Genomic DNA, 15,879 nt, shown 5'->3' on the forward strand with positions numbered 1-15,879 from the left:
TAGTTTATAGTGATGCAAATAATTATCACCAACATCTGAGCACTTCGATTTCATGAGCAGTTCTGGAGCAGCCGCGGCCAAGCCTGCAAAGCCCGGCCCGCTAGGCCTGGTGCTGGCCCCCATACGCGGGCAATTAATGGCGGCCGCAGCGCTGGCCGCAGTGGGCACCATGCTCACGTTGGTGCCGCTGGCAGGGATTGCGCACATCGCCAGAGTCGTCTTCGCCGGCCTCGGCGCCGGGGACTCCGCATCCGCGCAAGCCTGGACCGATATCGGATGGACGGTCATCGCCAGCGTCGCGTGCATGTTCGCGGGCATGGGGCTGATCTCGGCAGGCGAGCTGACCGCCCATCTGGCCGACAACCGCCTCACGCACCGCCTGCGCATGGCCGCGGCGCAGCGGCTGGCCCGGGTGCCGCTGGGCTGGTTCACCAGCAAGGCGTCGGGCGAGGTCAAGCAGGCGATGCAGGACGACATTGGCACGCTGCACAGCTTGACCGCCCATTTTTATACGGCAGTGGGACGCGCCGCGGGCGCCATCGTCATTTCGGTTGCTTACCTGTTCGCGCAGGACTGGCGCATGGCGCTTGCGGCACTGTTGCCATTTCCCGGCTTCTTCCTGTTCCTGCGCCGGGCCATGAAGGCCGGAGGGGCGAACATGCAGGAGTTCGTCGAGCGGCTTGGGCGCCTGAACGGGGCAACGGTGGAGTTCGTAGGCGGCATTCCCGTGGTCAAGGCGTTCGGCGACGCGGGCAAGGCGCATCGCGGCTATCGCGAGGCCGTCGATGCTTTTGCCGAAGCCTTCGCCAGCTTTACCCGTCCGCTGGTGGCGGCGATGGGCCATGCCCACGCCATGATCGCGCCGGTCACGGTACTGGGCGTGGTACTGGGCTTTGGCACCTTGTTCGTCGGCGTGGGCTGGATGGCGCCCGTGGACCTGTTGCCGTTCGCGCTGGTGGCGCCGGGAATATGTGCTCCGCTGTTGTTGCTGCACACGCTGCTGCACGACCTGGGTAGCGCCGCGGGCGCGGCACAGCGCGTGCAGGCCCTGCTGGAGACTCCCGTGCTGGAACCGCTGGCGTCCGGGCAGGCGCAAATCCCCGAGGGCCATGAAGTCCGGTTCGAGAACGTGGGCTACTCCTATGGCGGGGAGCGCCGGACGCTGTCCAACATCAATTTCACGCTGGAGCCCGGCACGGTCACGGCCATCGTCGGTCCCTCAGGCGCGGGCAAATCCACCCTGGCGCGCCTGCTGCTGAGATTCTTCGACCCCGATGAAGGGCGCATCACGCTGGGCGGCGCCGACCTGAGGCGGATCGAGAGCGCGCAGCTCTACCGGCGCATCGGCTTCGTGCTGCAAGAGGTGCGCCTGATTCATGCCAGCGTGCGCGACAACATCGCGCTGGGCCGGCCGTCCGCCACCCAGCAAGAGATCGAGGACGCCGCGCGAACCGCCAATATCCATGAACGCATCCTGGCGTTGCCGCGCGGCTACGATTCGGTGATCGGGGAGGACGCGCAGCTCTCCGGCGGCGAACTCCAGCGCGCCAGCATCGCGCGCGCCGTGCTGCTGGATCCTCCCGTGCTGGTGCTGGACGAGGCCACGGCGGCGGCCGACGCCGGCAACGAGATGGCGGTCCAGGGCGCGCTGTCGCGCTTCGCCCGGGGGCGCACGGTGATGGTGATTGCGCACCGGCTGGACACGGTGATGCACGCCGACCGGATCCTCGTGGTCGAGGACGGCGTCATCGTCGAGCAAGGCAGGCATGAACAATTGCTGGCGCAAGGCGGCTGCTATGCCCGGCTGTGGGCGCAGGGCGGCTATGCATCCTCCGAAGTAAGCGGGGAGGCGTCATGCTGAAGACCTTCATGCTGCTGCTCGGCAAGGATGCGTACGTCCTGCGCCGTTACGTCTGGATGGCCATCGCCTACGGCGTGTTGTGCGGACTGACGATTACGGCGCTGGTGCCGCTGCTCACGCATCTGCTTGAAGGAAACGTGAAGGCGGCCGCGCCGTGGCTGGCCGCGCTGTTGGCCGGAGTGGCGCTGTGCTGGGGCCTGCGCCGCCGTGTGGAGCGGGCCGGCGTGCGGGTCGGCGTCGCCATTCTGCAGGACGCCCGCCATCGTCTTGGCGACCATGTGGCAAGCCTGCCGGTGGGCTGGTTCACGGCGGCGAACACGGCGCGCCTCGGGCATCTCGTGACGCAGGGCATGATGTCCCTGGCCCAGCTTCCCGCGCACGTCTTCACTCCCGTCATCGCCGGCGTGGTGACGCCCGCGGTGCTGGTCGCGGCACTGTTTGCGCAGCACTGGCTGCTGGGACTGATCGCCCTGGCGGCGCTGCCGCTACTGGCTGGCGTCCTGCAGTTCACGGCTAGGTTGGCGCGGCGCGCCGATGACGCCTTTCAGCGGCGCTTCGCCGACGCCAGCCAACGCATGGTCGAGTTTGCCCAGGCCCAGTCGGTGCTGCGCGCCTTCAATGGCGAGGGCGGCGGCACGCGCCTGCTCGAACAGGCCGTCGAGCAGCAGCGCCAGTCGGGTGCGCGCCTGATCTGGTTGTCGGCCGGGGCGGCCGTGCTCAACGTCTGGGCCATGCAGGCCGTCTTCGCTGTTCTGCTGATCGCCGCCGCTTGGTGGATCGACGGCATCCTGGGCAGTCCCTTGGCGGCGGGACAGATCGTGGCCGCGATCGTGTCGCTGCTGCTGGCGGTCCGCTATATCGATGCGCTGCTGGAGGTGGCCGGCTATGGCGAGGTGCTGCGCGGCGCGCGCGGCCAACTCGACGCCGTGGACGCGCTGTACGCCGTCCAGCCGTTGCCGGAGCCCGCAGCGCCGCAGGAGCCGCGCGATGCGTCGATCGAGCTGCGGGATGTGCATTTCCGCTATGCCGAGGATCAGCCCGAGGTGCTGCGCGGGGTCGATTTGCGCGTCGAACCGGGCAGCATGACCGCCCTGGTCGGCGCATCCGGCTCCGGCAAGACCACGTTGGCGCGGCTGATCGCGCGCTTCTTCGACGCGAGCCAGGGCAGCGTGCTGGTCGGCGGCGTGGATGTGCGGCAGATTTCCAGTGCGCGGCTGGCAGGCCAGATCAGCCAGGTCTTCCAGGACAACTACCTGTTCACGGGCTCCATTGCCGACAACATCCGCGCCGGCAAGCCTGGCTGCAGCGATGCCGAACTGATGCAGGCCGCCAACCAGGCGGGCTTGGCGGGCATCGCCGAGCGCCTGCCGCAAGGGCTGGACACGCCGGTGGGCGAGGGCGGTGCGCGCCTGTCCGGCGGCGAGCGCCAGCGCATCGCCGTCGCCCGCGCGCTGCTGAACCAGGCGCCGATCCTGCTTCTCGACGAGGCCACAGCGGCGCTGGACGCTGAGAATCAGGCCATCATCACTGAGACGCTGGCTCGGCTGCGCGGCCAGTGCACGCTGGTGGTGATCGCTCATCAGCTCTCCACGGTGGCGATGGCCGACCAGATCGTGGTGCTGGAGGACGGGCGGGTCGTCGAGCAGGGCACGCCCATGGCATTGCGCGCGCGCCAGGGGCGATACGCGCAATTCCTGGCGCAGCGGCAAGCCGCCAAGGGCTGGCGTATCGCCGGGGCGCGTTACTGATGCGCGCAAGCTTGTTCGGCCTGTTCATCGTGCTTTGCGGCGCGTCGCTGCTGGTGGGCGCGCGCCAGATCGCATGGCCGCAGCTGTTCTCGCTGTCGGGCGACGCCTGGCTGACACTGACGGCGAGCCGGCTGCCGCGTCTGGCGGCGGTGGTGCTGACGGGCATCGGCCTGGCCGTCTGCGGCGTGATCCTCCAGCACATCGTGCGCAACAAGTTCGTTGAACCCGCAACCTCGGGCGGACTGGACGCGGCCAAGCTCGGCATCCTGGCATCGATGCTGCTCATGCCCGCCGCCGGGACGGCGGGCCGCATGCTGTTCGCATTGGGCTTCTGCTTAGCGGCCAGCCTGCTGTTCGTGGCCATCGTCCGCCGCGTCAAATTCAAGAACACGGTGCTGGTGCCGGTGATCGGCCTGATGTACGGCGGCGTGTTGAGCGCCATGGCGGAGTTCTACGCCTATCGCAACAACATCATGCAGAGCATGCAGGGCTGGCTGCTGGGCGATTTTTCCAAGATCGTGCAGGGCAACTACGAGATCATCTACCTGATCCTGCCCATCGTCGCGCTGACCTATCTGTACGCGCACCGCTTCACCGTGCTTGGCATGGGTGAAGGCATGGCCGCAAGCCTGGGCCTGAACTATCCAGCCACCGTGGCGCTGGGGCTGCTGCTGGTGGCCGTCACCGTGTCCGCCACGGTGATCACGGTCGGCGCCATTCCTTTCGTGGGACTGGTCATTCCGAATCTGGTCGCGCTGCGCTACGGCGACAACCTGGGCCGCACCCTGCCCATCGTGGCGCTGGGCGGCGCCTCGCTGCTGCTGGCCTGCGACATCCTTGGCCGCCTGCTGATCTACCCGTTCGAAGTGCCTATCGGCCTGACCGCGGGCGGGGTGGGAGGCGTGCTGTTCCTCCTGCTGATCTTCTGGAGGCACAGGTGATGCTTGCAGCCTCCCGGCGAGCGGTGTGGATGGCGGTCATTGCATTGGCCCTGGCTTTCCTGTTCTTCCGCTCCAACTTCGACTTCGGCTACATCATCCCCAAGCGGCTCGCGCGCTTGGCGGCCATGCTCATCGGCGGCGTCTGCATTGCCTGGTCGTCCATCGTGTTCCAGACCCTTGCCGGCAACCGGATCCTGACGCCGGCCATCATGGGATACGAGGCTGTCTACCTGCTGTTCCAGTCCCTCATGATCCTGGCCATGGGAGCGCAGAGCCTGGCCCTGCTCGGCGCGAACGGCAACTTCTTCCTGTCGGTGCTGCTGATGCTGGCCTACTCGTGGATCATCCATCGCTGGCTGTTCCGCGATGGCAGGCAGAACGTGTACTTCCTGCTGCTGGTGGGGTTGGTGCTGACGATGGTGATCGGCACCTTCACGCAGTTCGTGCAGCTGAAGACCAGTCCAGGCGAGTTCTCCATGCTGCTGGGCTTCACCCAGGCCTCTTTCAACAAGGCAGAGCCCGGGCAACTGCTCGTGTCCGCCCTGATCGTCGCGGGCGTGTGCCTGGCGGGCGTCAAGAGCTTGCCGACGCTGGACGTGATCTCCCTGGGGCGCGACCAGGCCGTCTCCCTGGGCGTGGATTATCCGCGTGTCCTGCGACTGCATCTGGCGCTGATTGCGGTGCTGGTTGCAGTGTCGACCAGCCTGCTCGGACCCACGGCGTTCATGGGCATCTTCGTCGCCAACACGGCCTATGCCTTGACGCGTACGCGCAGGCACGGGGCCACGTTGTCCACCGGCTGCGCCATCGCCATTGCCATCTTCATCCTGGCGCAAATCGCGGTCGAACATCTCTTCAACTACCGCACCAGCGTAGGCATCCTGGTCAATCTGGTGTGCGGCGCGTGGTTCCTGGCGCTGATGGCGCGCTCGCGAGAAACGGCATGATCACGATCCGGAATCTCTCGAAAAGCTATGGTCCGAAGACCGTGCTGCGCGATGTGAGCCTGCAGTTTCCTGCTGGGCGGTTGACCTCGCTAATCGGTCCCAACGGCGCGGGCAAGACGACCTTGCTGATGATGGCCGCCCGCCTGCTGGAACCCAGCCAGGGCGAGGTCCTGATCGAGGGCGCCAGGGTGTCGGATATCCGCATCGGCGTTTACGCCAAGCGTGTCGCCACCCTGCGCCAGTCGCCGGACTTCAATTTGCGCCTGACGGTGGAAGAGCTCGTTGCTTTCGGGCGGTTTCCCTACAGCCGCGGCGCGTTGACGCAGGAGGACCGCCGCCTGATCGACGAGGCCATCGCATTCCTCTCGCTGCAGCCGCTGCGCGCGTCCTATCTCGACGAACTCAGCGGGGGGCAGCGGCAGATGGCGTTCCTGGCCATGACGATCGCCCAGCAGACGGATTGCCTGTTGCTGGACGAACCGCTCAACAACCTTGACATCAAGCATGCGGTCCAGATCATGCGCGCCTTGCGCCGCCTGTGCGACGAGCACGGCCGCACCGTGATCCTGGTGGTGCACGACATCAATTTCGCGGCCAGCTATTCCGACCACATCGTCGCGATGAAGGGCGGGTCGGTGCATAGCGCCGGCAGCGTGGCGCAGGTCGTGACCGAGGAGCGGCTGCGCGAGCTCTATGGGCTGGACTTCGAGATCACTCAAGGCGCGCGCGGACGTCTGTGCAACTACTTCAATCCATCAGGAGAACTGACATGATCCTCAAGCACGGACGCCGGGCATGGGCGCTTGCCCTGCTGGCCGCCGCGGCGGCCGCGATGCAGGGCTGCGGCCAGGAAGCGGCCGAATCGCCGAAGGCGGCGGCACAGCCGGCCGCCGCCAGCCCATCGGCGCCGCGCGCCTACGAAACCGTCACGGTACAGCACAAGCTGGGGACCACCGTGATCAACAAGTTGCCACAGCGCGTGGTGGCCCTGGATATGAACGAGGTGGACTTCCTCGACCAGTTGGGCGTGCCGGTCGCCGGCATGCCGAAGGACTTCGTGCCGAATTTTCTTGCCAAGTACAAGGATGCACCGGACGTGCTGGACGTGGGCGCTATCGTCCAGCCCAATCTGGAACGGGTGCACGCGGCCAAGCCGGACCTGATCCTGATCACCTCGCTGCAGGCCAACCACTACAAGGAATTGAGCGAGATCGCTCCGACCATCCACTTCGACGTGGACTACCGGGACAGCGAGGCCAATCACATCGCGATCATCAAGGACCACCTCATGACGCTGGGGCGGATCTTTGAAAAGGAAAGCCTGGCCCGCGACAAGTCCGCCGAACTCGACGCCAAGGTCCAGGAGGCGAAGCGCCTCATCCAGGACCGTCCCGAAAGAGCGCTCATCGTGCTGCACAACAACGGCGCCTTCAGTTCATTCGGCATGCAGTCGCGCTACGGCTTCATTTTCAAGGCCCTGGGCGTGAAGCCCGCCAGCCCCACCGCCGAGGCCGGCCTGCACGGCCAGCCCATCTCCAGCGAGTTCATCCAGCAAGCCAATCCCGACATCCTCTACGTGGTGGATCGCACCGCGGTGATGGAGCGCGGACCCACCTTGAACGCCGGGACCTTGACCAATCCGCTCTTGCGCCAGACCGCCGCCTTCCAGCACGGCCGTGTGGTCTTCGCCGATGCGCAAGCCTGGTACGTCATGGCCGCCAGCGTGAACTCGCTGAAGCTCATGATCGACGACGTCATCAAGGCCTACCAGAACTGAAGCCGTCCACGGATCGGGGCAAGTTGCCGGTTCATATGTAAATGATTCCCAGTCGCCTGATATCGAAGGCGACCCAAAGCTCAACTGAACGGAGCATTCCATGAGCAAACGTCGCCATAGCGGCCGCGTCGCACGTCCTTCCTTGCACGCCAGGTACGCAACCCCCGTCTTTTCCCTCAACCATCTGACCGCGGCATTGTTCGGACTGACCCTGGGCGCTGCTCCGGCAGCATGGGCCCAGCAGGCTGTCGAGGCCGGGGTGAAAACGCTGCCGGCCGTGACGGTGACCGGCCAGGCCGATGCGCCGGCCACGCCCTACGCCGGCGGGCAGGTGACCTATGGCGGCCGCGCAGGCTTTCTGGGCGACCGCGATTTCATGGATACGCCGTTCTCCGTCATCAGCTACACGGGGAAGTACATCGAGGACCTGCAAGCCCAAGACATCACCGATGTGATCGCCAGGACCGATCCTTCGGTGTTCAGCAATGGCGTGACCGGCGCCTGGAGCGAGAACTACTCGATCCGCGGCTTCAGCTCCGCCACCACCGACATCTCGTTTGGCGGCTTGTTCGGCATGGCGCCGTACTACCGGACTTCGCCGGAAATGTTCGAGCGCATCGAAGTCCTGAAAGGGCCGTCCGCCTTGCTCAACGGCATGCCGCCCGGAGGTTCTGTAGGCGGCACCGTCAACCTGGTGCCCAAGCGCGCAGGCGCGGAGCCTCTGACGCGCCTGACCGCGACCTACATGTCCGATTCGCAGTTCGGCGGACACATAGACCTGGGACGGCGTTTTGGCGAGAACCAGCAGTTCGGCTTGCGCTTCAACGGCATGTACAGGGACGGCGACGGTCCGGTCGACAACCAGAAAAAGAAGGCGCAGCTGGCCGCGCTGGGCCTGGACTGGCGCGGTGAACGCGCGCGCGTTTCCATCGATATGTATGACAGCGATGAGCGCGTGGACGGCGTGACCCGCGGTATCAACCTGGCGCCGGGCATAGGCGTGCCCAAGCCGCCCAGGCCCGAAACCCTGCTGAATCCGGACTGGGCCTACGTGAAGAACCAGGACAAGGCGGCCATGATCCGCGGCGAATTCGACGTGAGCGACAAGCTGATGGCCTACGCCGCCGTAGGCACGAGCCGGTCCGAGTACACCTACAACGGCGCCATGGTGGCGCAGGTGTTCAACGAGGCGGGCGACTATCGCACCTCGATGGGCCAGCTGAATATGAACGTGAAGAAAACATCGGGAGAGGCTGGCTTGCGGGGCAAGCTGCAGACTGGCGGCATCAAGCACCAGTGGGTGCTGAATGCCACGTACTACTCGGACAACCAGCGCGACTACGGCCGCCGGACGGTGCCTGGAGCCGACTGGGTCACCAACATCTACCACCCGGTTTGGGGGCCGGCGCCGGCCACCAGTTGGCCCCCGATTCTGCATAGCAAGACGCGCATGGTCAGCTATGGCCTGGCGGATACTTTGTCCTTCGCGGAGGACCGGGTGCAACTGACGCTGGGCGCGCGGCGGCAGGAGGTGCGGACCGACAACTACAGTGTCGCGACCGGGGCGCGGACCAGCCGCTACGACGCCAGCGCCACCACGCCCGCCGCCGCGCTGCTGATCAAGGCGACCGACAACATTTCCGTGTACGCCAACTACATCGAAGGCTTGAGCAAGGGCCAGACGGCGCCGGCCACCGCCGCCAACGCCGGGCAGCTGTTCCCCCCCTACAAGACCAAGCAGACGGAGGTTGGCATCAAGGTCGATCTGGGAGATTTCACCCATACCGTCAGCCTGTTCGAGATAAAGCGGCCCAGCAGCTATACGGACCCCGTCACCAACGTCTTCTCGTTTGGCGGCGAGCAGCGCAACCAGGGTGTGGAATGGGGCTTCTTCGGCGAGCCGATGCGCGGCTTGCGATTGATGGGCGGGGTAGCGTACATCGACCCCAAGGTCACCAAAACCGCCGTCGCCGCCAACGAAGGCAAGCAGGCCACCGGCGTTCCCAAGCTCCAGGGCAAGTTGGGCGTGGAATGGGACGTGCCGGCGCTGCAAGGCCTGACGCTGACGGCCAATGCGACTGCGGTTTCCAAGCAGTACATCAGCGCCGACAACTCGCTGTCGGTGGCGGGACGGACGACCTACGACGTGGGCGCGCGCTACGCCACCAGAGTGGCCGACCGCCCGATCGTGCTGCGAGCCGCCATCAACAATCTGACGAACAAAGCCTATTGGGGCATGCCGCAATTGTCGAGCCTGGCCCTGGGCGCGCCGCGCACCTTCATGCTTTCCGCCTCGATGGAGTTTTGACGGGGCGGGCTTCAGGCGGCCTTCGTCGCGATATCCCCGGCCTGGCGTGCAGTTTCAGCCGGGGACGCTGCTCACAGCTCATACCTGTGGTCCTGCAGCGGCACGGTGGCGTGCCAGCTGAGTTCGCGTTCGATGCGCTCGCGCAAGGCCTCGGAGGCCTCGGGCTCGCCATGGACGATAAAGACGCGCCGCGGCGCTTCATGAAAGCCGGACAGCCAGCGCATCAGTTCATCGCTGTCGGCGTGGGCCGACAGCATGGGCAGTTCGGCGACTTCGGCCTTGATGGGCGTCCACTGGCCGTAGATCCTGGTTTCGGTGGCGCCGTCGAGCAGCTTGCGGCCGCGCGTGCCGGCGGCCTGGAAGCCGGAAAAGAGCAGGGTGTTGCGGTGGTCGGTGCCAAAGGCGGCGATATGGTGCAGCACCCGCCCGCCCGTGGCCATGCCGCTGGCCGAGATGATGACCTTGGGGTAGCGGTTGGCCGACAGCGCCTTGGATTCCTCGACATCCCGCACGTAGGTTACGGCGGCGCAGGCGGCTTCGTACTCGCGCGGGGACAGCTTGTGTTCCCCTGCATGGCGGTCCAGCAGTTCGGTGGCGCTGGTCGCCATGGGGCTGTCCAGATAGACCGGGACGTTCCGCAGCCGGCCGGCCTGGCGCAGCGTCCACAGTGCGTGGATCAGGGTCTGCGCCCGCCCCACGGCGAAGGCCGGGATGACCACCGTGCCGCCGCGCTGCACGGTGCGTTCGATGACGGCGCCCAGGGCTTCGACCGGATCGGCGGGATCATGGCGCCGGTTGCCGTAGGTGGATTCGATGACGATGTAGTCGGCGCGCGGCACGGGTTCGGGATCGTGCATCACCGGATCGTCGTAGCGGCCCAGGTCGCCGGAGAACACCACGCGCATGCCGCCGATGTCGATCTGTGCGGTGGTCGCGCCCAGGATGTGGCCGGCGCGGCGCAAGGTCAGCGTCGCGCCGCCGGGCAGGGCGGTCTCCTGGTGCAGCGCCACGTCGGCAAAGCGCGTCAGCGCGCGCTCGGCGTCGACCACGCGGTAAAGCGGCAGCGCGGGTTGGTGCTTGGAAAAGCCCTTGCGGTTGGCGAAGTCCGCATCCTTTTCCTGCAGGTTGGCGCTGTCCAGCAGGATCAGCTCGGCGACGTCGCGGGTCGCGGGCGTGGCGTGGATCTTGCCCTTGAAGCCCTCTGCCACCAGCCGCGGCAGGTAGCCGCAATGATCGAGGTGGGCATGCGTCAGCACCACCGCATCGATGTCGGCCGGTGACAGGGGCAAGCTCTGCCAGTTGAGTTCCCGCAGGTTCTTCAGGCCCTGGAACAGGCCGCAATCGATCAGCAGGCGGGTGTCGGCGTGGCTTAGCAGGTGCTTGGAGCCGGTGACGGTACCGGCGCCGCCCAGGCAGGTCAGTGTGAGCATAGTGTCCTTGTGCGGCATCAAGAGGGGGTGGCGAGGTCGGCGGGATCGCCCCTGCCGTCGATGGCTTGCAGTCGCGGCGCATCCAGCACGTCCTCGCGGCGCCAGCCGGCCACGGCGGCAGCAGCGTCGACTGCGTGCGCCCAGGTGCAGCGGTTGGCGAACAGCATGCCGGGCACGTCCAGCGTGCCGCCGCGGCTGATATAGCCCAGCGCGTGGGTGCGCGTCGGGCCGTCGTCCAGCCGGCGCAGCACGCCCAGCATGGGTTCGGGGCGCGTGTGGCACAGCAGCACGCGCGGCAGGCCGGGCGGGAAGAGCGCGTGAACGGCCTCGTCGGACAGTACGAAAGCGGTTTCCAGTTCGTCGCGCGGCGCTCGCAGGCGGCCGGGCTCCAGCACCACGGACACGCAGCATTCATGGCCCAGCCGCGCCAGATGGGCGCGCGCCTTCAGGGCCTCTTCGAGCTGGTAGGCGCCGATGGCGACAAATTGCAGCGCGCTGCTCTGCGGGTCGCCCGCGACGTGGGCCGCGCCCTGTTCGACCAGCGCCTGCGCGGCCTGCGCGTCGAAGCGCTGCGCGCCGTCGCGCTTGGACACGACCATGCAGGCCACTTGGGCGCGTTGCGCATAGACGGCGCGCAGCGCCGCCGCGGCGCTGTTGCCGTCCACCGGGAACAGCACGCGGGAGGTGTCGGACATTTCGCCCAGCAAGGCTTCGCCTATGGTGGGGTCCTGGTGCGATTGCTCGTTCTTGGCGTTCTCCCAGGTGTGGGAGGTGACCACCAGCGGCACCGAGAGCCACCCCGGTGCCTGCACCAGCTCCTTCTGGCGGCGCGCGAAGATGATCTCCTGGCGCAGCAGGCCCAGCATCTTCACCGCGAAGGCCTCGTAGCTGACGATGAGGTTCAGGCCGCCCTTGTTCGCGAGCGCGGCGGCGGCCACGGCTTCCTCGTTCAAGGCGGTGATGACGGCGCCGTGCTGGTCCTCGGCGACGCCGGCCTCCGGATGGTCGACGCGGTGCTTCAACAAGGCCAGCGTGCCGCCCATCTTGTTGCTGGCCAGCTCGTCCGGATTGCCGATGCGCACGCGCAGGCCCGGGTTGGCCCGCACCAGTGCCACGAACCAGCGGTCCAGTGCGGCCATGGCGCTGCCCTGGTTGCCGGTGGCTTCCCAGGCAGGTTCGGGCAGAGCGGGGGCGTCGGGATGCCGGTGCGCCATGGGGTGCCCGCTTTCCAGCTGGCGTTGCTGCGCTTTGTGATTGGCCAGTGCGGCCAGCGCCGCGTCCAATTCCGCTCCCGGCACGAACAGCCGCGCGGCGCTGGCGTTGAAAGCATCGCGCGCCGCGCTGTCGGTGTGCGGGTTGCCGCCCAGCGGCAGGTTGTGCGCGGCATTGGTGCCGGCGCCGGGAAAGCCGAATCCCTTCTCGGTCTCGGCGATGACATAGGGCAGCCGGGCGGGATACTGGAAGTCCGGCGCCGCCAGGTTCGCGGCCAGCGCTTCCTCGGCCGCCAGGATGGCCCAGGCGATCGCCGCCGGATCGCGGCCGTCCACGATCAGCGGGTCGAAGCCGTTGTGGCTCAGGTCCTCGGCCAGCCAATGCGCGCCGCCTTCCTGGACGATTTGCGTGCGCTGCTCGATGCGGCGGCCATTGAGGATCATGACGGGCACGGCCTGGCCGCAATCCTCGGCGCGCCACCAGCGCGTGGCCCAGTCGGAGCCGCGTTGTTCCTCGAAGGCGCCGTCGCTCAGGAAGGCCACCAGGCTTTCTCCCGGCAGGGGCATGTGCACATACTGCAGGCCGGCGAAGCCGAGGTAGCCGCCTTCGGACACCGCGCCCGCCGTGTTGGGGCCGGCGTGGCTGCCCAGCGGCACGGCGGGCAATCCCCGCGCGTCGATGGCGTAGGAATAGAAATCCGTGATCAGGCGTCCCAGTCCGGCTTCGCTGCGGTCATAGCGGCCGCGCTGCGCCGGCGACACGTCGCCAGTCAGCGCGTTGACGGCTTCGATGGCGGCCACGCAATGGCCCTGGCCCATCAGCCAGCCGCGGGTCTTGCCGCTGAGCGCATTGGCCAGCAGATAGGCGACGAAGGCGGGCGCCATATTCAGCGAGCCGCCCGTATGGCCCTCGGGATGGGGCTTGAAGTCCTCGGCGCCCAGCGGCGCGCCGTTCAGGTCGATGCGGCGGGCATAGGTCATATGCGCCACCACGTTCATCGCCGCGCAGCTGATGCGGTCGGCCGCGGCCAGCATGGCGTAGGCATCGTCCGGGCTGGCGACCTGGCCGCTGGCCGCCAGGCGCTGCACCAGCGCGTCGACGCGGTCCACGGTTTCGGCGCGGTGTTGGATGGGGCCATGGCCGGATAGCCAATACTCGCGGAGTTTCATCGCGGGTTCCTTTGAAGTTCGCCTTGGAACAGGGCGGCAAGGCGCTTCGCGTATCCTTCGTTGCCGGGTAGCGGGAGGATAAGTCTTTGCATGATTGCCGGGTCCGCCAGATCGAGGTGAGGGAAACCGAAGAGGCTGGGTGAGCCTCGCGCGGCCCATGCGGGACCGCGGCATTTTGATTATGGCGCAGAGGGAGCGTCGTCCGGCGTTGTGCGCCGGTCAAACCTTGATGTAACTCAAAGGTTTTATCTGCGCCGTTGTGCCAGCCAGATGTTCGCGCCGCCGCAGGTCTTGTCGGCTTCGACGTGGCGTATCACTTCGAAGCCGGTCTGGCGCAACAGTTCGCGATACTCCGCGGTGTCCAGGCTGCCGTGATAGAGCGGCTGGCCTTCGAATTGGCCGATGGCTTCCCCCAGATGGGTGCCGCTGGTGAACATCAGCGCCGCGCCCGGAGCGGCCAGGCGCTCGAAGGCGTCGAACATGGGGCGCTGGTCTTCCGGCCGCAGGTGAAAGAAGCTGTGCCAGGCGATCAGCCCCTGGAATGGGCGCAAGGGCGGCAGGCTGCGCATGTCCGCTTCAATCCAGCTGTGTTCAGGGAACGAGGCTCTTGCCCGCGCAAGCAGCGCGTCCGAGGCATCCACGCCGGTCAGCCTGCAGCCGCGTTCGATCAGATGGCGGGCGATGGGGATGCCGGTGCCGCAGCCTATGTCCAGCACCTCGGGAGCGGGGCCGGGCAGCAGGTCCAGGAACGCCGCCAGCCAGGCGCGTTCTACCAGCTGCGTGCCGCGCAATTTCTCGAAGGCGTCGGCGTGTTCCCGATACAGCGAAATCACATTGTCGGCGGGCGAGGTGGACATGTCGGTGTTCCCAGAGAGTTGCGATTTTCCCATGCCCGGGCAATCCAGAGCTGGTGGCGGCCATCCGCCGCTCATCAGCCAGGATGGTTGATTCGTCATCCCAGACTTGTGGAGCGGGCGGGGAACGGCGATTTTCTCTATCTGCCCTATTTTCGCCGCCGCCGCCATGACCCTACAACAAGACATTCCAAAGCCCGGCCGCAACGGCCTGCGGCTTACCTGGCTGGCGTTGTGCTTGCAGGCAGGCATCTCCACCGTGTACCTCTTCGGGCGGCCGGCCTGGGCGCAGACGGCGCCGCTGGCCTATCAGTTTCGCGGCGCCGACGGCACCTGCTGTTCCAGCGGCGAACACCCCAATAATGGCCATGACGGGCAATGGGGCCAGCGTGACTTCGTCCAGACCGACAGCAACCAGCGCATCAGCGCCAGTGCGACCGGTCAGACCGGCATCCTGATCGACGTCAGCGGAGGCAAGGGCGGCAACGGCAGGGACGCCGACGTGAACCATTGGGGCGGCAATGGCGGCGGCGGGCGGATCATCGATTACACCTTGTCGGCCAGCACGGTCAATGCCGCGGGCCGGGGAATAGACCTGTACTCGGCGGGCGGCAACGGCGGCCTGTGGGGCAATGCGGACGGACCCAACGGCGGCTACGGCATCGGCGGCGACGGGCATCAGGCGCGCATCACGCTCAACAACGCCACCATCGCCGGCACGGGCTTTGGCATCGCGGTCCAATCCTGGGGCGGCGCGGGGACCGACAGCGCCATCGCCAATGGCTTCGACAGTGCCTACACGTCCGGCCATGGCGGCAGCGCAGGCTTGGCATCCGTGATCCTGCAAGGCGCGAGCTCGGTGACCGCGCGCGGGCCGGGACCGGACGGCGTCAGCGCCGGGGTTGGACTGATATCGTCGGGCGGGCAGGCCGGGGCGGCCGAGCATACGGGGGACTTCGGCGGGCATAGCGATGCCGGGCGGGGCGGCGACGCCTCGGCTGTTACGTTCATGTCCTCGGCCGGGACTGCGGTCAACGGCCATGGCGACGGCGTGTATGGCGTGATCGCCCGTTCCATCGGCGGCAATGCGTCGACCGCCAACGATACCGACACCAAGGCCGCGGCGGGGGGCAATGCCGGCCAGGTCAGCGTCAGCAACGGCGGCGCCATCAAGACCGACGGCAACCGGGGTATCGGCGTCTACGCGCTGACCCAGGGCGGCAATGGCGGCAACGGCGGCAACGGCTCCTGGTTCGATGGCCACAATGGCGGCGCGGGCGGCGCGCCCGGCGCCATCGTCATCACCAATACCGGCACGATCACGACCGGCGCCAACGCTACTGTCGGCGCGAAGGGCGTCATGGCCAGCGTGCTGGGCGGGGAAGGCGGCCCGGCGGGCGCCAACGGCGCATTCGGACAAGGCGGCAATGGCGGCGCCGGCGCGGTCGCGGGCCAGGCGATCACCATCACCAATGCGGGCCGCATCAGCACCTACGGCAACGATGCGGCCGCCGTCATCGCCAACAGCGCGGGCGGCGGCGGCGGGTTGGCGTCGTCCAGCAACGGCATCATCGCCGTGGGCGGCGGGCATGGCGGAACCGGCGGCGCGGGCGGCGGCATTGCCATGGCCAA

Annotated in this window: 10 protein-coding genes and 1 pseudogene; 8 read left to right on the top strand and 3 right to left on the bottom strand. The window is 67.2% G+C overall.

All coding sequences use genetic code 11. The annotated features are described in order from the left end of the window. Nucleotides 1-52 precede the first annotated feature (52 nt). The 7 genes from IPU70_RS23385 (at nucleotide 53) to IPU70_RS23415 (ending at nucleotide 9,582) form a co-directional block, all read left to right on the top strand. On the top strand, nucleotides 53-1,861 hold the full coding sequence (locus IPU70_RS23385; protein ID WP_207470803.1) for an ABC transporter ATP-binding protein: 1,809 nt from the start codon (nucleotides 53-55) through the stop codon (nucleotides 1,859-1,861). Next, entirely contained in the window at nucleotides 1,855-3,609 is a 1,755-nt protein-coding gene (locus IPU70_RS23390) for an ABC transporter ATP-binding protein (protein ID WP_207470811.1), read from the top strand. The genes IPU70_RS23385 and IPU70_RS23390 overlap by 7 nt, the downstream gene beginning before the upstream one ends. Continuing rightward, nucleotides 3,609-4,550: an ABC transporter permease gene (locus tag IPU70_RS23395; protein WP_013396062.1), complete on the top strand. Its 942-nt coding sequence runs from the start codon at nucleotides 3,609-3,611 to the stop codon at nucleotides 4,548-4,550. Before IPU70_RS23390 ends, IPU70_RS23395 begins: the two co-directional genes overlap by 1 nt. Continuing rightward, the gene (locus IPU70_RS23400) at nucleotides 4,550-5,497 is read left to right on the top strand and encodes an iron chelate uptake ABC transporter family permease subunit (protein ID WP_207470819.1); all 948 of its coding nucleotides are present in this window, start codon (nucleotides 4,550-4,552) and stop codon (nucleotides 5,495-5,497) included. Before IPU70_RS23395 ends, IPU70_RS23400 begins: the two co-directional genes overlap by 1 nt. After that, nucleotides 5,494-6,270 (top strand): ABC transporter ATP-binding protein, encoded by a 777-nt coding sequence (locus IPU70_RS23405; RefSeq protein WP_207470822.1) that lies wholly within the window; start codon nucleotides 5,494-5,496, stop codon nucleotides 6,268-6,270. The genes IPU70_RS23400 and IPU70_RS23405 overlap by 4 nt, the downstream gene beginning before the upstream one ends. Continuing rightward, the gene (locus tag IPU70_RS23410) at nucleotides 6,267-7,274 is read left to right on the top strand and encodes a siderophore ABC transporter substrate-binding protein (RefSeq protein WP_207470823.1); all 1,008 of its coding nucleotides are present in this window, start codon (nucleotides 6,267-6,269) and stop codon (nucleotides 7,272-7,274) included. The genes IPU70_RS23405 and IPU70_RS23410 overlap by 4 nt, the downstream gene beginning before the upstream one ends. 100 nt (nucleotides 7,275-7,374) lie before the next feature. Continuing rightward, entirely contained in the window at nucleotides 7,375-9,582 is a 2,208-nt protein-coding gene (locus IPU70_RS23415; protein ID WP_207470824.1) for a TonB-dependent siderophore receptor, read from the top strand. 71 nt (nucleotides 9,583-9,653) lie between these two features. On the opposite strand, the gene IPU70_RS23420 is transcribed toward IPU70_RS23415, so the two are convergent. The 3 genes from IPU70_RS23420 to IPU70_RS23430 all read right to left on the bottom strand — a co-directional run bounded on the left by IPU70_RS23420 (nucleotide 9,654) and on the right by IPU70_RS23430 (nucleotide 14,250). After that, nucleotides 9,654-11,012 carry an MBL fold metallo-hydrolase RNA specificity domain-containing protein gene (locus tag IPU70_RS23420; RefSeq protein ID WP_207470831.1) on the bottom strand — a complete coding sequence of 453 codons (1,359 nt, stop codon included), beginning with the start codon at nucleotides 11,010-11,012 and terminating at the stop codon, nucleotides 9,654-9,656. A 17-nt stretch (nucleotides 11,013-11,029) separates the two neighbouring features. After that, the gene (locus IPU70_RS23425) at nucleotides 11,030-13,393 is read right to left on the bottom strand and encodes a xylulose 5-phosphate 3-epimerase (protein ID WP_207470833.1); all 2,364 of its coding nucleotides are present in this window, start codon (nucleotides 13,391-13,393) and stop codon (nucleotides 11,030-11,032) included. A gap of 245 nt (nucleotides 13,394-13,638) precedes the next feature. Then, a complete protein-coding gene (locus tag IPU70_RS23430; protein ID WP_207470836.1) occupies nucleotides 13,639-14,250 on the bottom strand; it encodes a class I SAM-dependent methyltransferase in 612 nt (203 codons plus the stop codon). A gap of 166 nt (nucleotides 14,251-14,416) precedes the next feature. On the opposite strand from IPU70_RS23430, the pseudogene IPU70_RS23435 reads away from it, so the two are divergent. Then, nucleotides 14,417-15,879, top strand: a pseudogene (locus IPU70_RS23435) (autotransporter outer membrane beta-barrel domain-containing protein); the annotation flags it as partial.

Source organism: Achromobacter sp. SD115 (assembly GCF_017355315.1).
GTDB lineage: Bacteria > Pseudomonadota > Gammaproteobacteria > Burkholderiales > Burkholderiaceae_B > Achromobacter > Achromobacter xylosoxidans_B.

Excerpts from the sequence above, each read along its gene's own strand:
- IPU70_RS23400 (WP_207470819.1), top strand. The coding sequence starts at position 4,550 with ATGCTTGCAGCCTCCCGGCGAGCGGTGTGGATGGCGGTCATTGCATTG.
- IPU70_RS23415 (WP_207470824.1), top strand. The coding sequence starts at position 7,375 with ATGAGCAAACGTCGCCATAGCGGCCGCGTCGCACGTCCTTCCTTGCAC.
- IPU70_RS23420 (WP_207470831.1), bottom strand. The coding sequence starts at position 11,012 with ATGCTCACACTGACCTGCCTGGGCGGCGCCGGTACCGTCACCGGCTCC.
- IPU70_RS23390 (WP_207470811.1), top strand. The coding sequence starts at position 1,855 with ATGCTGAAGACCTTCATGCTGCTGCTCGGCAAGGATGCGTACGTCCTG.
- IPU70_RS23405 (WP_207470822.1), top strand. The coding sequence starts at position 5,494 with ATGATCACGATCCGGAATCTCTCGAAAAGCTATGGTCCGAAGACCGTG.
- IPU70_RS23385 (WP_207470803.1), top strand. The coding sequence starts at position 53 with ATGAGCAGTTCTGGAGCAGCCGCGGCCAAGCCTGCAAAGCCCGGCCCG.
- IPU70_RS23410 (WP_207470823.1), top strand. The coding sequence starts at position 6,267 with ATGATCCTCAAGCACGGACGCCGGGCATGGGCGCTTGCCCTGCTGGCC.
- IPU70_RS23395 (WP_013396062.1), top strand. The coding sequence starts at position 3,609 with ATGCGCGCAAGCTTGTTCGGCCTGTTCATCGTGCTTTGCGGCGCGTCG.
- IPU70_RS23430 (WP_207470836.1), bottom strand. The coding sequence starts at position 14,250 with ATGTCCACCTCGCCCGCCGACAATGTGATTTCGCTGTATCGGGAACAC.
- IPU70_RS23425 (WP_207470833.1), bottom strand. The coding sequence starts at position 13,393 with ATGAAACTCCGCGAGTATTGGCTATCCGGCCATGGCCCCATCCAACAC.